The organism is Mesorhizobium cantuariense, from assembly GCF_042647205.1.
GTDB classification, from domain to species: domain Bacteria; phylum Pseudomonadota; class Alphaproteobacteria; order Rhizobiales; family Rhizobiaceae; genus Mesorhizobium; species Mesorhizobium cantuariense.
This window is the reverse complement of record NZ_JBHRVD010000001.1, coordinates 2699651-2716121: the sequence shown is the minus strand read 5'-3', so window position 1 is coordinate 2716121 and position 16471 is coordinate 2699651. Positions and strand designations below refer to the sequence as shown.

At 60.1% G+C, this 16471-nt stretch carries 21 protein-coding genes and 1 tRNA gene; 3 read left to right on the top strand and 19 right to left on the bottom strand.

Annotation, left to right across the window (positions count from 1 at the left end):
• Positions 1-190 precede the first annotated feature (190 nt).
• Positions 191-1549: a Ppx/GppA phosphatase family protein gene (locus tag ACFOJ9_RS12715; protein ID WP_378979194.1), complete on the bottom strand. Its 1359-nt coding sequence runs from the start codon at positions 1547-1549 to the stop codon at positions 191-193.
• A gap of 385 nt (positions 1550-1934) precedes the next feature.
• Here ACFOJ9_RS12715 and ACFOJ9_RS12710 point away from each other — a divergent pair, with 385 nt between their 5' ends.
• The 3 genes from ACFOJ9_RS12710 to ACFOJ9_RS12700 all read left to right on the top strand — a co-directional run bounded on the left by ACFOJ9_RS12710 (position 1935) and on the right by ACFOJ9_RS12700 (position 3469).
• Positions 1935-2867, top strand: a complete 933-nt coding sequence (locus ACFOJ9_RS12710; RefSeq protein WP_378979193.1) for a lysylphosphatidylglycerol synthase domain-containing protein — start codon at positions 1935-1937, stop codon at positions 2865-2867.
• A 195-nt stretch (positions 2868-3062) separates the two neighbouring features.
• A tRNA-Gln gene (locus ACFOJ9_RS12705) sits at positions 3063-3136 on the top strand.
• A 117-nt stretch (positions 3137-3253) separates the two neighbouring features.
• Complete coding sequence (locus ACFOJ9_RS12700; RefSeq protein ID WP_378979192.1) at positions 3254-3469, top strand: hypothetical protein; 216 nt, start codon at positions 3254-3256, stop codon at positions 3467-3469.
• A 33-nt stretch (positions 3470-3502) separates the two neighbouring features.
• On the opposite strand, the gene ACFOJ9_RS12695 is transcribed toward ACFOJ9_RS12700, so the two are convergent.
• From ACFOJ9_RS12695 to ACFOJ9_RS12610, 18 genes are all read right to left on the bottom strand, one after another.
• Entirely contained in the window at positions 3503-4756 is a 1254-nt protein-coding gene (locus ACFOJ9_RS12695; RefSeq protein WP_378979191.1) for a hypothetical protein, read from the bottom strand.
• Between the two features lie 320 nt (positions 4757-5076).
• Positions 5077-5481, bottom strand: a complete 405-nt coding sequence (locus ACFOJ9_RS12690) for a hypothetical protein (protein WP_378979190.1) — start codon at positions 5479-5481, stop codon at positions 5077-5079.
• A gap of 200 nt (positions 5482-5681) precedes the next feature.
• Complete coding sequence (locus ACFOJ9_RS12685) at positions 5682-6194, bottom strand: hypothetical protein (protein ID WP_378979189.1); 513 nt, start codon at positions 6192-6194, stop codon at positions 5682-5684.
• Between the two features lie 63 nt (positions 6195-6257).
• On the bottom strand, positions 6258-6434 hold the full coding sequence (locus ACFOJ9_RS12680) for a hypothetical protein (RefSeq protein WP_378979188.1): 177 nt from the start codon (positions 6432-6434) through the stop codon (positions 6258-6260).
• 274 nt (positions 6435-6708) lie between these two features.
• Entirely contained in the window at positions 6709-6945 is a 237-nt protein-coding gene (locus ACFOJ9_RS12675) for a hypothetical protein (protein WP_378979187.1), read from the bottom strand.
• Positions 6946-7662: 717 nt separating this feature from the next.
• Positions 7663-8016 carry a phage tail protein gene (locus ACFOJ9_RS12670; protein WP_378979186.1) on the bottom strand — a complete coding sequence of 118 codons (354 nt, stop codon included), beginning with the start codon at positions 8014-8016 and terminating at the stop codon, positions 7663-7665.
• A complete protein-coding gene (locus tag ACFOJ9_RS12665) occupies positions 8013-8927 on the bottom strand; it encodes a hypothetical protein (protein ID WP_378979185.1) in 915 nt (304 codons plus the stop codon). The genes ACFOJ9_RS12670 and ACFOJ9_RS12665 overlap by 4 nt, the downstream gene beginning before the upstream one ends.
• 113 nt (positions 8928-9040) lie before the next feature.
• Entirely contained in the window at positions 9041-10045 is a 1005-nt protein-coding gene (locus ACFOJ9_RS12660) for a hypothetical protein (RefSeq protein ID WP_378979184.1), read from the bottom strand.
• An 8-nt stretch (positions 10046-10053) separates the two neighbouring features.
• Positions 10054-11661, bottom strand: coding sequence for a terminase large subunit (locus ACFOJ9_RS12655; protein WP_378979183.1), 1608 nt, complete (start codon positions 11659-11661; stop codon positions 10054-10056).
• A complete protein-coding gene (locus ACFOJ9_RS12650) occupies positions 11658-12047 on the bottom strand; it encodes a P27 family phage terminase small subunit (RefSeq protein ID WP_378979182.1) in 390 nt (129 codons plus the stop codon). The genes ACFOJ9_RS12655 and ACFOJ9_RS12650 overlap by 4 nt, the downstream gene beginning before the upstream one ends.
• A complete protein-coding gene (locus ACFOJ9_RS12645; RefSeq protein ID WP_378979181.1) occupies positions 12047-12364 on the bottom strand; it encodes a phage head closure protein in 318 nt (105 codons plus the stop codon). The genes ACFOJ9_RS12650 and ACFOJ9_RS12645 overlap by 1 nt, the downstream gene beginning before the upstream one ends.
• Positions 12364-12777 (bottom strand): DUF3168 domain-containing protein, encoded by a 414-nt coding sequence (locus ACFOJ9_RS12640; protein ID WP_378979180.1) that lies wholly within the window; start codon positions 12775-12777, stop codon positions 12364-12366. The genes ACFOJ9_RS12645 and ACFOJ9_RS12640 overlap by 1 nt, the downstream gene beginning before the upstream one ends.
• Positions 12774-13193 (bottom strand): HK97 gp10 family phage protein, encoded by a 420-nt coding sequence (locus tag ACFOJ9_RS12635; RefSeq protein ID WP_378979179.1) that lies wholly within the window; start codon positions 13191-13193, stop codon positions 12774-12776. Before ACFOJ9_RS12635 ends, ACFOJ9_RS12640 begins: the two co-directional genes overlap by 4 nt.
• Positions 13193-13480: a head-tail connector protein gene (locus tag ACFOJ9_RS12630; RefSeq protein ID WP_378979178.1), complete on the bottom strand. Its 288-nt coding sequence runs from the start codon at positions 13478-13480 to the stop codon at positions 13193-13195. The genes ACFOJ9_RS12635 and ACFOJ9_RS12630 overlap by 1 nt, the downstream gene beginning before the upstream one ends.
• Positions 13477-14337, bottom strand: coding sequence for a hypothetical protein (locus ACFOJ9_RS12625; RefSeq protein WP_378979177.1), 861 nt, complete (start codon positions 14335-14337; stop codon positions 13477-13479). Before ACFOJ9_RS12625 ends, ACFOJ9_RS12630 begins: the two co-directional genes overlap by 4 nt.
• Positions 14334-14687: an HNH endonuclease gene (locus tag ACFOJ9_RS12620; protein ID WP_378979176.1), complete on the bottom strand. Its 354-nt coding sequence runs from the start codon at positions 14685-14687 to the stop codon at positions 14334-14336. The genes ACFOJ9_RS12625 and ACFOJ9_RS12620 overlap by 4 nt, the downstream gene beginning before the upstream one ends.
• A complete protein-coding gene (locus ACFOJ9_RS12615; RefSeq protein ID WP_378979175.1) occupies positions 14687-15235 on the bottom strand; it encodes a hypothetical protein in 549 nt (182 codons plus the stop codon). The genes ACFOJ9_RS12620 and ACFOJ9_RS12615 overlap by 1 nt, the downstream gene beginning before the upstream one ends.
• Positions 15236-15288: 53 nt before the next feature.
• Positions 15289-16470: a phage major capsid protein gene (locus ACFOJ9_RS12610; protein WP_378979174.1), complete on the bottom strand. Its 1182-nt coding sequence runs from the start codon at positions 16468-16470 to the stop codon at positions 15289-15291.
• Position 16471 lies beyond the last annotated feature (1 nt).

Genomic DNA, 16471 nt, shown 5'->3' with positions numbered 1-16471 from the left:
CGTTTTTCGGCGGCTACGCGTTTCATGAACGGCTTCCCCCACTCCGTCGCTGCTTCGCAGCGCCACCTCTCCCCCCTCCGGAGGGAGAGGAAGGGAGCCAAGGTCGGCGAACTCGCGCCTTTCCTCTCCCCGTCGATCGGGGAAGGTGTCGAGCGCAGCTCGACGGAGTGGGGGTCGACTGTTCACGGGATCATGCTCTGCCACGCCCATCATTGCGCCAGACGCCGTCATCGGCCATCAGCTCGCTCAATATGCCTTCGCGCAGGCCACGATCGGCGACACGCAGCCGCTCCGACGGCCACACCGCGCGGATCGCTTCGAGGATGGCGCAGCCGGCCAGCACCAGATCGGCACGATCGGCGCCGATACAAGGGTTGGCGCAGCGCTGCTGGAAATCCCAGCCGACCAGTCGTTCGACCATGCGGTCGACGCTGTCGCGGTCCATCCACAACCCATCGACGCGACGGCGGTCGTAGCGTTCGAGGTCAAGGTGGACGCCGGCCAGTGTCGTCACAGTGCCTGACGTGCCAAGCAGATGGAAATTCGGGCTGGCCTTGAGATGGCTCAGCCGGTCGCGACCGTCGAAGCTGGCCAGCCGGCCGGCGACATCATCGACCATGGCGGCGAAGATGTCGCGTGTCACCGTGCGGCCGCCAAAGCGCTCGGCCAGCGAGACAACGCCGACCGGCAGCGACGTCCACGACACGATGTGGTTGGCGAGCCTTGGCGAGCGGCGGCCGGCGAGGTCGATCAGCGCGATTTCCGACGAACCACCGCCGATATCGAACAGCACGACGCCTTGCGTATCGCGCTCGACCAGCGAGCCGCAGCCGGACACCGCCAGCCGCGCTTCGGTCTGGCGATCGATGATCTCTAGCTTCAGGCCGGCCTCGCGTTCGACGCGGTCGAGGAACTCGACGCCGTTGTCGGCGGTGCGGCAGGCTTCGGTGGCGATCAGCCGGGCTTTGCGGATTTTGCGGTTGCGCAGCTTGTCGCCGCAGATTTTCAGCGCCTCGACAGCGCGGTCCATCGCCGGCTGGCTAAGCCGGCCATTGGCGGTGAGCCCCTCGCCCAGCCGGACGATGCGCGAAAAGGCGTCGATGACGCGGAACTGGCCATGACGCGTCGGCACGGCAACCAGCAGCCGGCAATTGTTGGTACCGAGGTCGAGGGCCGCAAATACGGGAAGCTCGTGCACCGGCGGCCGACGGGTGCCTTGTTCGGGCCGCGCCAATGCAGCGGCGGGCGAGGCCACCGCTTCCGCCGGCCTGTGCACCTCCGCCGCCGGGGCACCGGTTTTGCCTGGCGCCGGCGCTCGATTCTCCGTGGGACGTGCTTCGTCGCGCGCAAAGACCTTGCGCCCGCGCCTTCGCTTGCGCCGCTTCTTGGGCTTGCCCTTCTGGGTCGTGTCGCCCGCCTGCCCGTGTGCGGAGTGGGGCTCCGTCGGGCGGCGTTGCTGCCAGCTTGCGGTCCCCGGGCCAGCTGGCCCCTGGGAAGCGCTGGACACGCCCACCTCCGGCGCGCCGGCGCCGGTGTCGTGGTCTTCCACTGTCGTTCCTTCCGGCGCCGCGCGAACCGATGATGGACGCAGCAGGCGCTTCAGTGTTTTAAGTTGCCGCCAGACTAACAGTGCCGCGCCCGATCACCAAGAGCCGCGTGCCGAATTTTGCCGGCTGGGCGCGCAAACAGCCGTTCCGGCGCCGCCGCGTAATGGATCCGCAAGCTCGGATTGGTAGGTGCAACACCGGTTGGCGTTCCGTTCGGCCGCTTGCAACGTGGACAATCCTGCTGGTTGCCACCGCGAAAAACGATCGCGGTTGAATAGCCGGCTTCAATGAGGCATTTCTGAAATGAGCGGAAGAATCCGGCGCGACCGGTCTCCTCCCATCACCAACAGAAAAGGAAGCGGACCCGCAACGCATGGCAGTCAGGCAATGAACTGGAGACGCTATTTCTGGCCGGTCGTCGGCATTGCGGCGGTGATCTTCTCGCTGCTGCTGCTCTGGCACGAACTGCGCGGCATTTCGCTCGACGATGTCTGGGACGGCATCGCCGCCATTCCGACCCGCGGCTGGATTCTTGCGGCCGTGAGTTCGGTCATCGCCTATGCCTCGCTCGCCGGCTACGACCACATCGCGCTTCTGCATATCGGCAAGCGCGTGTCGTGGCTGTTCGTCACGCTCTGCTCCTTCACCACTTATGCACTGTCGCACAACATCGGCGGTTCGGTGTTTTCCGGCGCCGTCATCCGCTACCGCGCCTACGGCACCAGAGGCCTGACCGGCCAGGATGTCGGCGTGCTGGTGGCTGTGTGCTGGATCACCTTCGTGCTGTCGACGATTCTCGCCTCGGGCCTCGTACTGGTCTTCGAGCCTGAGATACTCGACCGGTTTTCCGGCATCGCCCATCACGGCCTGTCGGAGGCAGCGGGTATCGCAATGCTGATCCTCGTCGCCGCCTATGTCTTCGGCAGTTGGCTTCATCTGCGCCCGCTGAAGATCGCCAGCTTCCAACTGCACTATCCGGCGCTGCCTATCGTCGCGCGGCAATTGCTGATCGGCCCGATCGAACTGCTGGCCGCCGCCGCTATCATCTTCTTCGCCCTGCCCGCAGCCCACAATCCCGGCTACTTCGTCATACTGGGCGTCTTCCTCGTCTCCTTCTCGATCGCGCAGATCTCGCACGCGCCGGGCGGCCTCGGCGTGTTCGAGGTGGTTTTTCTCGCCGGACTTTCCGACATGGACCCGGTCGGCGTGCTGGCGGCGCTGCTGGTGTTCCGGCTGTTCTACCTGATCATCCCGCTGATTCTGGGCTTGGGGGTGGTGCTGTTCTTCGAACGCTCGCAGTTCAGCCGGACGGAGCCTTGAGGCGTGAGATTGGACTTGGAGCCGCACGCCGCATCCGAAGCGTGGTGTCTGAAACCACCTGACGAAACGTGCCATTGAACCACAGAGCAGGCTTGACTATTTTCCGCTGGCGGCTACAAGGCAGCGCTCACAGCGGCTTGCCCGCTCGGCCCGCACGGTTTTCACGTTTGTCGTGATATTCAAGATCGTGCCTGCTGGGGAATAGGTTAACGGTAGACCCACGGACTCTGACTCCGTTAGTCCTGGTTCGAATCCAGGTTCCCCAGCCACACATCTTTTTTCCTTATTTTTCAGCCACTTAGTGAACATTAGAAAATGCTAAGTGTTACAGTCGAGTGGATGATCCACATGGCATTTCATCTGTTTAGATCGGACCGGGAGGCAGGATGAATCTTCGATGGCCAATAAACCTGCTTGAGGACGGCACTGTCGTCACTCAGGAAGGCGAATACCTCGGGACTTGGTGCACCGATGAATCGGACGCGATCTATGAATTCACGCCAGACGGTGCAGCCGAGCCGTTGCTGCGCTCCGGATTTATGAAGTTGCTATGTGACAGCATTAAAGAGTGGCACAGCCAGCAACCAGCCGAACGCGCCTAGCGCGATGATCACGACAAGCGCGAGTAACCTTCACTAACCTGCCAAGAGGTGCTGCGCCCACGTCGCAATTGATTCAGCAACGGCCATGAGATTCGCGTATACAACATCAGGGCCAGCAAGCATCCACGCCGCTCCTACAACAGGCACGGCCCATTTGATCGCACTATCGACTGCCGTGTCTGCCTTGCGCCCCAGCCACGCGAAGATGGAGCCCGCGACTGTTCTCAACGTCGATGCGTGGGCTTCCAGCTTTACTGGGTCCGGCAGCGGTTGCTGAGCTTCTGCCCGTATTTCAACGGTCGCTTCGACAACCACCCGCCATTCGCGCGGCGAAATCGGGTCAGGCTCCACAAGCTCAGGCGGATGGTTGTGGTTTCGAGGGGGCAGGTTTTCTTCGTAGGTCTGCAGTGCGGCCTCGAGCCTATCTAGCCGCGACAGCATCTCACGTCTTAAAGCATCGCCTTGAGCGGTTGCACTCGTTTCTCGTTCTGAGACAGGAATATCACCTATAAGGATGCGACCACCTTCGTCGGTGAGAATGCTGCCATCTTCGTTGGTCAAGTGTGGTTGCCCCGGCGGCAACTCCGGAAATGGATTCCCTACATCCTCATCTTCAAATGAATTCAGAGTATCGGGCAATGGCTCATCGATGGAGTATATCCCGTCATCCGGCTCATCATCCTGTTCGTAATCTTCTCGGCGCACCTTCGGCGCCCAATCGAACAGGCCATCGCTTGTCACTTCAGCAGATGCTGCTTCAACAATATCTTCGTCAGCAATGTCCGAAAACTCGTCTCCGATTTGCTCACGAGCGTCATAAGGCCCGCCCCAAATCCATTGATACCCGCCTTCTGCGCTTTCGTAAGGCGTTCTAACGGCGGGATCTTCGTAATTCTCATGAAACCACTGCACCATGGCCTCGACCTTCCGCTTGCGGGAAAGCCGGCGGAACTGAGAGGGTGTGAAGCGCTCATCATTGATGTAATAGCTGCGCCGGCCATCGTTCAACCGCTCAAGTGGTTCAACAAACTCGAAATCGTCTGGCTCTGGCTCCGGCTCATCAAACGCATTAACACTAAGCTGGCGGGAAAACTGGCCGGGGGTCACGCCAAGCTGCGCCAGAACCTCTGGCGCTGTCCCATCATCGAAGCGCACAATGTATCCATAAATCTCACCGTCATTGCCATCGATTGTCTCGACTACCCAATCAGTCTCTTCCAACAAGTCAACATCTACACCCCATTCGGCGGCAATGGGTTCCGCCTGCCGATCTTCTTCAATTTCCACAGCGCGCGATCCCCTCACCTCCCTCTCAGAATACACTCAACCCTAAAAACGGAAAGCCCGCCGTGGTGAGCGGCGGGCTTCTGGTCGGCTGGCGAGGAACGGGCGTCTATTACGTTTCCTGCACCGTGTCCACGATCATTTCGGCAAGCTCATGCACGCCGATAGCCGGGCCGGCGAGTGCTTCGCTAATCATGGTAGCAATTTCGTAGATCAGCACGTCACGCGGATCGATTTCAAGCGGCTCTAGAGGGGAATGATACCTCGCGCTAGCTGACTCTTTGGAGGCGCGGCGGTAAGGTGCGCAAGGCTCTTCTCGCGACTCATGCTGCACCGCGTATCTCAGTGATCGCGCCGCCCTTCCCGCTCTTGAAGCGCGGCCCAAAGCCGGCCCCAACGCCGACCAAGCAGGTGGGGTCTTCAATAGCCTCCAACGTGAAAGCGATTGCCGTCAGATCTGCTAGATAGTGATTGGTCGAGACGGGAACGAACCCGTCACCAATCCTTGCCTGATAATCGATGATGATCCTTGCAAACGCTTCGATCTGCGCCGCATCAAGGTTGTAAAAGACATTCCTGTAGCGCACCAGCGCGGGGTTGCTCTCTTTAAGGGACCGCAAGTCATTGGCGATACGTTCACACCTCTGCCTCGCGCGACCATAGCTGCGGGCAGCCTCACCAATTGCGTTGTGCTTTTCGGCGCAATGCTCAAGATAGCTGGCAGTCATCTCCAGTGATCTGGCAAGGGCGTCCGGCGCGGCAAACCTTCGGTAAAGGTCGGGTGTTGCCGCCCTGGTAGCGGCTGTAGTATTCCTAGAGCGCATTTGTTGATCTCCTATGGTTGACAATGTTGGCCCTGCCGGGCGGCTCGACGTCCAATCAACGCCGTCCGGTGGGGTATTCCCAAAAGCCTCTCAGCCTTTGATCCTTAGATACCTTTGACCTCATAGGTCGGGATCGAGACGCGTGCTGTCTTGTCGAGATGTTCAAGGATCTTGTGGAGACGAGCGCCTTCTTGAATTGCCACTTTGTGCTCCGGCCACCCTTTTGGCTCAGCTTTTGCCAAATTATCTAGAGCAGTCAGGACTGCTTCCCGCTTATAATCATTTATGATTGCGGCAAGCTCCTGAGCAGCATCGATCCATGCGGTAACCATCAATTCGGCCCGGCCAATAGATCCCTGATACTTGCCATAGTCGAGATACTCGCCCCTTTCGATCTCGCCGGTCGTAGACTGAGCGCCACGTTCGTCACTAAGATCTGGAAAGGGCAAGCCGCCTACGTCAAGCGCCATATGCACATTAAATTGGTTATGATGCCGTTGGACAAACTTAAAGAACGGCTCGGCCGGAAGGCTTCTGGTCGCTTCAGGCATCGCCTCAAGCGCTTCACGCTTGCGGTCTAGCGACTCCCTCTTTCTCTCTAAAGCCGTCTTAGCCATCGCTTTAATCCTCGTTTCGTGAATGTGAATATAGCTTTCACGTTCACGATTAGCAAGGGGCGTTCAAACTTTATTTTGGAGGTCTTCAGGTTGAATGCTAGCCGGCCATATCTCAGCCGCCATGAGCGCCTCGACCATCTGGTAGGGCTCGCGCTTGCCGCTGAAAGGGCAAGCCTCGATCTCGGCGAGTGCCAGGGCGAGCCGGTCGTGTCGGTCGTTCAGGATGTAGACGTTTTCCATGTGCGGGATCTCCGTTGGCTGGTTTGCCCGCAATGTATGAGTCATTGCGCAACGGCGCGCAAGACAAATATCATAATAATTTCAATTACTTAGACTAAGTCACCGATGACTTATCAGCAAAGAAAAACCGCCGGAGCAGAACCCCGACGGTTTGACGCTTGTCGTAGACCAGTGAAGAGGACCAGTCCCCACTTCTTACACTATAGCAGAATCCGAGCCGGAATGACAGGCCAAGAGGAAATAATTCCTATGAGCGATTTGGTAACGTGACCGGTTAGAACCGCCCGTAGTTCGGGTGATCCTCGGTTCTGGTCCGCTTCTTCGGCCCGGTGGCGTTCCCACGGGCTGCGAGTTCGGCGTCGATCATCGCCCGTGTAGTTTCGAGCCATTCGACAGACGCTGATCTGATCGTCAATGAGATATCGGTAACGTTACCCTCAGCCAAAGCCGACAGCTTCAGCTTTTGTCGATCGCGGTAACGTGCCTGCTTTTCTGCGGGTGTAAATGCCATAGCGTCCTATGGTCTTTGGTAACGTTACCGTCAAGGGGCAAACACGTCTACTCGGGCCTTCGGCCCTCCCTGCGCGGCCTTCGGCCTTGCTCGCGCTTCGCGCGACCTCTTCGTCTTCTTGAACCGGTTGTTGTTTCTTTGAAGACCCAAACCATGACACATCAGGAATAGGACTATCCCCCCCCGGTTGGACCTTAACGAAGGATAGGCGCTCAAGAGCGCTGTATGAATCATTCGAGAGAAAGACGGAAGATGTCTGTCTGGTCCAACCGGGGGAGATCGTCTGCTATCAGTCTACAGTTGGTGAAGACGACTGCCTTGCTCAAGGGCGACACGGCCACGTCCTAGCCATATCATCATCGTCCGAATCCAGCGGCCTTCGCCGCTACGTAAGGGTTGTCTGCCGAGGCAGATGCACAAGAGGGAACTTGCCTTCAATTCCGGGTCTTGTAGCAGGTTGAGGCAATTAGCTCAGCGCCTGCTTTAGAGGTCAAACTGGTGATGCCTTGTCGAAACTCCATCCGCAAACAAGCTTTGGTTTGTGTTTCGATATAACTATGTTGGCAACTATGGTCACGACAAGCGGGTCGGATCACAAAATTATACGCGCAACAGGACGAGTCACCTAACGAAATCGCGAAGATACATGCACATTTCTTCCACGAAAATTCGAAGCATTACATTATAGCAGTCTCGCGACCGTGGAGAGAAAGAAAGTTACGCCTGAAGCGAAAAGCTTTCGACCAGTGTAGCCGTCATTTGCCAAATGCCTTGATCGGTCTTCCGGTCCCACTCCTTACAAGTCCAGAGCCGAGCGGCGGCGTCACCGACAGGCGCGAACCAAAACGGTTCGCTGCCACGTCTCGCCCGGAAGAAATCATTGATCTCGACCATCTGCCAATCGGTCAGCCCGCCCCACGCCAATGTCAATGTCTCCCGGATATTGTTGAGACCCTTCGGCGTCGGCTGGGAGTAGCCGTCGCCAAAGTCAGCCTCGAGGATTTTGATAGTCGGCTTGAACGCGGTGCCTGGTGACGGGGCGACAGGCGGCGAGAACGTTGGAAGGCTCATGAGCGTCTACCCCTGTTGTTTGCGAGATTTCCTGGCCGGCTGGCGCGTTGCAATTCTGAATTTACAAGACCGCGTAGGCTTGATTCTACCTGCCGGCCAATCCTCTTTGACAAGTCGGCATTGTCGGCCGGTGTGCCGCCGCCGTTGGTGTTCACGGTAACCTGAGTGTTGATGGCGACGTGCTGGCCAGCGCGATTATCGTTGCCGGCGAACACTGGCGCACCTCCACCGACAAGCCCGCCGTCGGCGAAGCCCGGAAGTCGGTTGTCGTTGATGGCTTCAAGCAGCGCCCGGTTACGAGCCGTTGCGTGAGCATTCACGACAAACTCGCCGTCGCTAAGCCGGGCCGGAATGCTGTCTGACGTAGCCGTGCCGGGCCCGCGAACATGCCCTCCCCCTGCGAGCCGCATGCCGGTCCGGGCATCCGCCTTCGCAAGCCCTCCGCCGCTGAAGCCAAACAGCGAACCGACAATTCCCATGATGCCGCCGCCACCGGTCGTGCTGAAAATCGCGTTCAGGGCAATGTCGAGAAGCTTGTCCTCGATCTTGCCGAGGGCGTTGAACAGCATCTGAGATGCGGACGTGCCGGCCCGCAAATCTGAAATGAAGCCGCCTAGAACGTCCCGACCAAGGCCGGACATTTCTTGCGCCGTCGTGCGGGTTTGATCCTGACTGTCGGATAGCTTCTGTGCCTCTGTGGAGGCGCTGGCGTAGGACCGGGCTATTGCGTCGATCGTTGCCGCCAGTTCGGGCGTGATAGCCTTGCCGGCCTGCTGTGCGGCGCTGAGCAGGTCTTGCTTCGTGCGGGCGAAGGCGAGCGCATCGCCGTAGTCATCGACCAGCGGATTGAGGCTGGCTTGCGCGGCTGTCTCAGCCCGCAATAGCGCCGTGCGCCGTTGCGTCTGCGCCAACTCACGTTCGAAACCGTCTGGCGCAGTTGACTTGGCCTTTGCACCGCCGGCCTTGGTGGTGCTCTCGCCCGGAATGATGGTAGCCCGGTTCACGGCGTTGCCGTATCGGGCCTTCAGGTGCTCGACAATCTTGTTATCGGCCTTGGCGATCTCGCCGCCGAATGCCTGTGGATTCGAACGTCGATCGCGTCCGGCTTGTCGCCCTTGCCCGGCCCGGTCAGCACGTCACCGGGCTTGCCGACCAGCGAGCCCGCCATGTCGCCCATCTCGGCGGCCTGCCGGTTCTTCATGAAGTCCTGCATTCGGCCGTTGAGTTGATCCATGCCCTCCAGCGCGGTCAGGATGGCCGATTGCGAGCTTACGGTGAAGCGGTGCCAAGCAGCGTCCCAGCGGTCGCCCATCTCTTCAGCACGGCGCAATAGCTGCTCATCGATGACGCCACCGGCATCTTCGGCGGCCTTCTTCATGTTGAGGATGCCCTTCGCGCCGTCGTTCAGTCCGACGAGCATTGCGCCGCCACCACGGCCGAACGCTTCGGTGACGAGCAGCATCTTCTCTTGGTCGGAGGTGGCATTGCGGATCAACTCGGCGTAGCTGGCTAGCAGCTGTTCCGACGTGCGTATCTGCCCGTTGCTGTCACGAAGGGCGATGCCGTTCGCCTTCAGGATATCAGCAAGCCGCCCGCCCTTGGTCGCCGCCTCGCCGATGCGCTTCGAAAACTGCTCCATGCCGGTTTCAAATTCGGATTGCTCTACGCCAGCCTGCGCAAAGCCGAAGCCGAGTTCCTGCAACGCGGTTGTTGAAAGGCCGATGCGGTCGGCCGTGTCGACCAAGTGCGAAGCTATGTCGATTGTGTCGAGCGCCTTGTTGAAGAGCGCAAGCGGTGCCAGTGCAGCCGTTGCGGCTGCGCCTGCGCCCAGAAACATGCCGGCCAAGCCGCCCTTAAGCCCGCCGCCGATGTTCGCAAACGTCGCGTCCAGGCGCGATGTCATCGTCTTGGCGCGCGTTTCGATCTTGTCGAAATCCGACACGGCAGAAATGCGGGCGCGCTCGAAGCTTCGTCGGAAATCGCTGTCGCGGGCAATAAGGTCAACAGCTAAGATTTGGTCGTCTGCCATGGTCGTTCCTATGCAAAAAGCTCTTCGGGATCGTCGGAATCATAAATCGAGCGGGCGTTGTCGTTAGCAGCGGCCCGGCTGACTGCCATCGCGGTGGCGATAGCGCCGTCGATCCTGTTGCGGCTGGTCGCCTTGTGCATTCGGGTCAAGCCGGTGTCGCCGGTCGATGCCACGACGCTATCGAAGTGATGACGAAGGACAGGGTGGCCGCTATGCCGGATTTTGCGGCCGTTCACTGTGCGCTCTAGGTCGCCGATCGCCGGTGCCATCGTGAGCGGCCCTTGGCGCATCTCGATTGCCGGGAGCCCATCATTGTGAAGGCGCTGCATCATCATGCGCGCAAGATGTGGGTCGAAGGCGACTTCCTCGACACGGAAGCGCGCGCACAATTCGCGGACGTGCGCCTCCACCACTTCAGGCTCAATGATCGGCCCGTCGATCGCCGTGAGAAAGCCGTCTGCCTTCCACTGCTCATAGGGAACGCCGTCGCGGTCGGCACGGCCGCGCAAATCATCGCCGGGAACAAAGAACCATGGATAGACCGTGATCCGGCCATCGTCGTGCCGCCATGCCGCGACAACCGCCGTGAGGTCGCCATTGACCGACAGGTCGACGCCGACGAAGCAGGGCAAATCTTCAAGATCGGAAAGCTCGAACTCGAACCGGCCTTCGTCATAGACGGCCATGTCGAAAAGCGGTGTCCGGCTGTGAGCCTGCCAGATGTTGAGGTTGAATTGCTTGAAGGCGTGGCGTTCGGCCGGCCTGTGTTCCGCTTCCTTCGCCAGCGAACGCAAGCCGTCCAGATTCGGGAAGCCGTGTTTCAGGCCGGGGTTGACGCGATGCCAGAGGGCTTCGTCATTCCAAACGTTGTCATTGGCGGCTTCGAAGATGATCGGCAGGAACGCGGGGTTGTCGATGTTGCCGAGCGCGATCTTGCGGGCATAGTCGTATTGCTCGAAACCGATGTTCTCGGAACCACGGCCGGCGGTCGTAGCAATCACCATGAGCGTGCCGGGCGTCTTCACCAAGCCAGACTTCAGGGCCTCCCAAAGGTCACGGCCTTTCCAGACGTGGATCTCATCGACCAGGATGAAAGCTGGCGTCTTGCCGTGCTGCGATGCGCCGTCGCTCGAAATGGCCTGAAGCGATACGTCCTGCTTTTTGTAGACGATCTTTTTGACGCTGTTGTGCGCGTCGTAAATCTTGGTCGCGGCAATCAAGCGGCGATCCATGCGGATGATGTTTGCTGCCTCTTTGAAGCCGAGCCCGGCTTGCTCGCGATCGGAAGCGGCAAAAATCACCTGCCCGGCCGGGACTTTCTCGGGGCCGATCGTGTGAAGCAGCGCAAGAGCCGCGGCGAGACTGGTTTTGCGGTTACCGCGGGGAATCATCCAGAAGACAGTTTCGACAATGCGCCGACCATCGGCATGGCGCGGGCCATAGATGCGCCGAACAATGCGTTCCTGCCAGTCATGAAGCTGGAATGCACCACCGGGCGCGGTGCTGTTCGGATGCTTCAGGCTTCGCAGGAACCGCACGGCGCGGTCGCCACAGCCAAGCGGGTCGGCTATCGGCGAGCCGTCAAAAATCCATTCGGGATAGGTGCTGGCGGTCATCGGATATCCAGTGGGTTCGTGTCGTCGTGGTCATCGTCGCGACCACCGACACGCGTCCGCGACGTAGGCGACAGGCCATACTCGGCGGCAAGCTGGCGAGCCGTCTGCATGGCCTTGTCCTGTGCGCGCACAAGCTTCAGGTCGATCGCGCCGTCGGCGCTGCGCATGATGGCGTCGATCTCACGAACGAGACCGCGCGCCAGACAGAAATCTTCGACGCCGCCAAGATCGGCTTTGGTGATGATGCGATCATCAATGAGCCGGGGCATGACACGCGCCCATTCGGCCTTCGCGAACGCGCTGAAGTAGCGCGGCGGTGGCGGTGCCTTTGTGAGCGGGTCGCGATCGTAAGATAGGGCCGGCTTTACGCCGCGAAGATGCGTCACTAGCGAGCGCGCTCGCACCGCAGTTCAAGACCACGCCGCCGGCCGATCTCAGTGATGCCGACAAGGTCGAACGCCACGCCCTCATAGATCACGCGATCGGCCGTGGTGAGGTTGCCGACATAGCGGATGCGGAATGTCATGGAGATCGTCTCGGCCTCGCCGAACGTGCGCGCGGTTTCGTCGGCGGTCGCGTCGATCTTTTCAGCACGAAGGCCGGTGGCAAAATTCGTCCAGACGGACGTGACCGAACCGGTCGAAGATTTGGTTTCGACGTTGCGTTGAAGGTCGATCGACCGATCTAGCTTGCCTGCGCGCATCACAGTTTCCACCGAATAACGGCCTCGAGCGTGAATATGCCGTGCGCGAAATCAGGGTCAGGGTCGCGAGGCCAGCGGATATCTTTCGCCTCGAAGAAATCGAGATCGCAATCGGTCATTACGAGAGGGGCGCGAAGCGCTTGGTGCAGTGCGAACCCGATAGCCTTCGCCAAGTCGCCGCCGGCATCGAGCGCCCAGATGTGAAGGTCGAGCCAGACGCGGGCAAGATATTGGTTGCCCGACGCGTAGCCGAGATACTGAGTTTGTGAGCCTTGCATGATGACGGAAGGCAGTTGCTCGCGGCGCATGCTGCCGGTGCGGATTTGATCGGCCGCGACGAGTGCTGTGACGGCCGGTGTAGAACTCAGGCGGGTGTTGATGGCCGTCTGAAGGGCAAGCGAGGGCTCAATCATGGCCGCTGCCACGCGGCTTTGACCAGCTTGCCGAGCGCCAGCTTGATGGCGCGCTGCGCGCGTGGCCCATAGGTGCGAACCGAAGGCCAGAAATACGGCTGTGCCGCCATCTTGGAAGTGCCGTATTCGATGAGATGCGGGTAGCGAACAACGTGATTTCCGACGGTGATGATTGCTTCGTTGTTCGCAGCGATGCGCGAGCCACCCGGCTGAGAATAGGCAGGTGTCGATTGGCCGGGCGCGGTGACCGCGACGGAATCCTTCAGGTCGCCGCTATCTTCGGGCGCTGCGCGCTGTATACGGCCGGCGATCTTGTTCGCCTCGATGACAAGTTTCGGCTCAATGGCCTTCGCCACGGCTTCGGGAAGCTCCCGCATCACCTTGTCAAAGGCCTGAAGCTGCTTGGAATAGGCCATCAAAGCACCCATTCGCGGTAGGGTCGAATGAGATCGCGGACGCCGAAAGGCACTTCATTAGCGCCCATGCCGATCAACACGGCCTCGCGCTGCTCATACCAAGCGGCGGCAAGCTGAAGGACGGCTTCAGTGAGCGTCGCCGGCATCGGGTCGATCTCGGCAAGATCCTTTCCGATCTGGTCGGAAATCCACTGTTCGGCCGCCGCGATCTTGTGCAAGAGCAGGGCGTCGTCGTCGGTGCCAGTGAGGTTCATCTGTGATTTGAGAAGGTCGAGAGACACGCTCATTTTGAAAATCCTATATTCGTGCTCTCTTGCGCGGTGCTCCCCCCGCCGGTCCCAACGGACACCGTCAGGTCGCGAGGCACCCCCCGGTCATCGCTCTCCTCGACGTGGCTCTCCTCGACGTGGCTCTCCTCGACGTGGCTCTCCTCGACATTGGACGCACGCCTTCTCGGGCCACTCATGGCGACGGCTTCGGCGAGCGAGCGGCCCTTGTGAATGCGGGCAATGAGGGCTTGGTATTTGATGCCGGCATGAGCGGCCCATTCGCGTAGTGTCTTCGACACGCCGTCGATGGTGTGAAGTGTCTTAGGGCGGTCGCCGTGCTTGGCGGTTAGCGCCTGTTCAATGGTTGCGCCTTGCTTCATGCGACGAAGCAGGGTGGCGTATTGAATGCCGGTTTGGGTCGACCAATGACTCAATGATCTGGTCATGCCTTTGAAGCTGTAGAGCTTCACGGGACGAGGTTGACCGACCTTGAAATTAGATCTCCTGCTCTTCGGCAGGTTGCCCTTGCGAAGAACATCCTTCATCGGATGCCCGGCCTTGATGCGCGAGCGCATTGTCTCAGGCGATATGCCGGTGATTGCTGCCCATTCAGTGACTGTGAGGCTCTTGCCATCGTGACTGTGGCGATCGACAGCACGAGGCTTAACGACCTTGATGGTGCGCGGCCGTGCTACTATCGGCTCGGGCAACTGGTCGCCCGGTCGTGCAATCATCGGTTTAGTTATAGCAATCTCGACCGACGCGCCGGCATGAAGTCGCCTCATGATGGTTTGCGGTGTGACGCCGTAGTCCAACGCCCATTCATCAATTGACTGCGTGATGCCGTCGAAGGTGACAAGATCATCGCGTGTCATAGCTGGCGTTCCTGTCGCTGCTTACGGCTTGAATGGCACGGTGACGCGGCCATGGGTTGCCAGTTGGCGCGGTCCCAAAAGAGGCGCTTGTCGCCACGGTGCGGAATGATGTGATCGACCATGTTCGCGACACGGCCACAACCACACGCGCAATGGCGATGTTGGGGCATGGCGAGGAACGCCTTGCTTTCTTTCTCCCACTTGGAGTCATAGCCGCGTTCGCGGGCGCTAGGCCGGGTCTGGTCGAAGCGTGCTTTGCGGGCGCGGTCGCGGATGACCTGACAGGCGCAACGCTGGTCGGCAGGAACGATCTTGCCGCATGTGCAAAGGTGGGGCGGACGGGTTGCCATCACTGTGCCTGACGGGAAAGAGCGCGAAGTGTGGCGATGCCTTCTCTGACCTGTTGCGGGCTGACAGGTTCGCGCGGATCGTATTCGGGCTTGTCGTTGTCTTCAGCCGAGCCGTGAATGGCCTTCAGCTTGGTAACAAGGCCACGTTGCGCGACGATGATCTCGGCGGGTGTTGCCGCCCAGGTATCGGCCGGAGACCATCCTAGCCAACCGGTGCCGATCTCGAAAAACTGTTCAAGCCCGGCTTCGATAGAAAATTCCTTGCCCGCCTTTTCGCGGGTTTCGGCCGGGTGTTCCGCGTCGGCATCGATGCCGAAACAGATGGCCACGAACCGGGACAGGTCGTCGTAAAGCAACGGCAGATGACGAACGCCCTTTTCGGCGACGATCTCTAGGAAGATGCGATAAGCGGCCGGGTCGTCGGTCGCGGCCATGACGATATCGGCGATGATGCCGAAGTCACCATGTTCAAGTCCGCGAACGATGCCGCCGAGGCCGTGCTTGTGCTGAAGAGTGGTTGCGGCCCGCAATGACGGTCGCAGCCGCAAGGCGACGTTGCCGTGCCGAATAGCGATGATGTCAGATGCGAGCCGCATGATTGTTACACCGAAACCTTCAGCTTGGCGAAGCGGTCGGGGTTGGTGACGTCGCCACCCACGCGCTTGCGGCTGTGAAGAACAACAATGCCGTTCTTCGCCCTGGTGTAAGGGTCAGACAGGATGCTGAAGTCGGTGCGATCGACAATGCGGTAGCCGGACCAGTCGCCGAACACGATCGGGAACTTGCCAGCCGCCACGTCGGGGAAGTCGACCATTTCGATAACCGGACGGCCGAGCAGCGAAGACGGCTGACCAGCCTGTAGACCGGGCTGCCAGAGATAGTTGCCCTGGCTGTCCTTCCACTTGCGCACGATGCCGAGCGTGTTACGGTTCATCGCCCATGCGCCGTTCTGTGCGTGTGCGGTCGGAATTGCGCTCATAACGTCAATGAGCTTGTCGCCGGGGTTTGCAGCCGGGAAGTCGGCGGCAACACCGGTCTTCACTTCAGCGATGCCGGTAGCGACGAGAATGCCCTTCGGGCGATCGGTGCCGGTGCCGTCAACGAACGCCTTGCCTTCGGCGATAGCGAACGACTCGGCGAGGTCGCTGGAGACTTCGCCTTCGACATTGTAGGCGGCGTCTTCCAAAAGCTGGCGGCTGATCTCGACAAAGGTCGCCATCTCCCACGGCGTCAGCGTTACCTGTTCGTAGGACGGGCCGCTTTCGGTGCGGTCGGCGATTTCGCTTACCCAGGTCGCAGCGGTCGAGCCGATGCGGCGCGGAAACTTGATCTCGGAACCGGCGATGGTCACGACTTTCGCGTATTGGCGAAGCGGGCTGAAAAGGCGCAAGGCCTTCAAGATTTCCGAGCTGAATTCGGTCGGCGCGAGGAAGCCGGCGGTCGCGTCGGTTGCGACCGTGAGCGCCTTCATGTCGATGTCCTGAAGGCCACGATCGCCGCGACGAAGATACGTGCCGAACGCCTTGGCTTCGGGCGTCGGGTTGTCGTTGTCGGCGACGGGAACATTCGAGTTTGCAGCCGCCGGACGGTTCATCTTGGCTTCGAGCTTGTCGAAGCGTTCGGTGAGCTTGACGCTATCGCCGGACTTGGTTTCGACGGCCTTCAGCCGGTCATCGACCGTCTTTGTCAGGTCGGCGAGCGCCTTCGTGACGACGTTCTCAGCGTCGTCAGCTTCCTTCAGTTCAAGGGCGCTGGTCAGCGCCCGCTTATTTGCAGTCTTCATT

Excerpts from the sequence above, each read along its gene's own strand:
- ACFOJ9_RS12645 (WP_378979181.1), bottom strand. The coding sequence starts at position 12,364 with ATGCGCGCAGGCAAGCTAGATCGGTCGATCGACCTTCAACGCAACGTC.
- ACFOJ9_RS12630 (WP_378979178.1), bottom strand. The coding sequence starts at position 13,480 with ATGAGCGTGTCTCTCGACCTTCTCAAATCACAGATGAACCTCACTGGC.
- ACFOJ9_RS12610 (WP_378979174.1), bottom strand. The coding sequence starts at position 16,470 with ATGAAGACTGCAAATAAGCGGGCGCTGACCAGCGCCCTTGAACTGAAG.
- ACFOJ9_RS12620 (WP_378979176.1), bottom strand. The coding sequence starts at position 14,687 with ATGGCAACCCGTCCGCCCCACCTTTGCACATGCGGCAAGATCGTTCCT.
- ACFOJ9_RS12625 (WP_378979177.1), bottom strand. The coding sequence starts at position 14,337 with ATGACACGCGATGATCTTGTCACCTTCGACGGCATCACGCAGTCAATT.
- ACFOJ9_RS12700 (WP_378979192.1), top strand. The coding sequence starts at position 3,254 with ATGAATCTTCGATGGCCAATAAACCTGCTTGAGGACGGCACTGTCGTC.
- ACFOJ9_RS12680 (WP_378979188.1), bottom strand. The coding sequence starts at position 6,434 with ATGGAAAACGTCTACATCCTGAACGACCGACACGACCGGCTCGCCCTG.
- ACFOJ9_RS12635 (WP_378979179.1), bottom strand. The coding sequence starts at position 13,193 with ATGGCCTATTCCAAGCAGCTTCAGGCCTTTGACAAGGTGATGCGGGAG.
- ACFOJ9_RS12710 (WP_378979193.1), top strand. The coding sequence starts at position 1,935 with ATGAACTGGAGACGCTATTTCTGGCCGGTCGTCGGCATTGCGGCGGTG.
- ACFOJ9_RS12690 (WP_378979190.1), bottom strand. The coding sequence starts at position 5,481 with ATGACTGCCAGCTATCTTGAGCATTGCGCCGAAAAGCACAACGCAATT.
- ACFOJ9_RS12670 (WP_378979186.1), bottom strand. The coding sequence starts at position 8,016 with ATGAGCCTTCCAACGTTCTCGCCGCCTGTCGCCCCGTCACCAGGCACC.
- ACFOJ9_RS12675 (WP_378979187.1), bottom strand. The coding sequence starts at position 6,945 with ATGGCATTTACACCCGCAGAAAAGCAGGCACGTTACCGCGATCGACAA.
- ACFOJ9_RS12660 (WP_378979184.1), bottom strand. The coding sequence starts at position 10,045 with ATGGCAGACGACCAAATCTTAGCTGTTGACCTTATTGCCCGCGACAGC.
- ACFOJ9_RS12685 (WP_378979189.1), bottom strand. The coding sequence starts at position 6,194 with ATGGCTAAGACGGCTTTAGAGAGAAAGAGGGAGTCGCTAGACCGCAAG.
- ACFOJ9_RS12655 (WP_378979183.1), bottom strand. The coding sequence starts at position 11,661 with ATGACCGCCAGCACCTATCCCGAATGGATTTTTGACGGCTCGCCGATA.
- ACFOJ9_RS12640 (WP_378979180.1), bottom strand. The coding sequence starts at position 12,777 with ATGATTGAGCCCTCGCTTGCCCTTCAGACGGCCATCAACACCCGCCTG.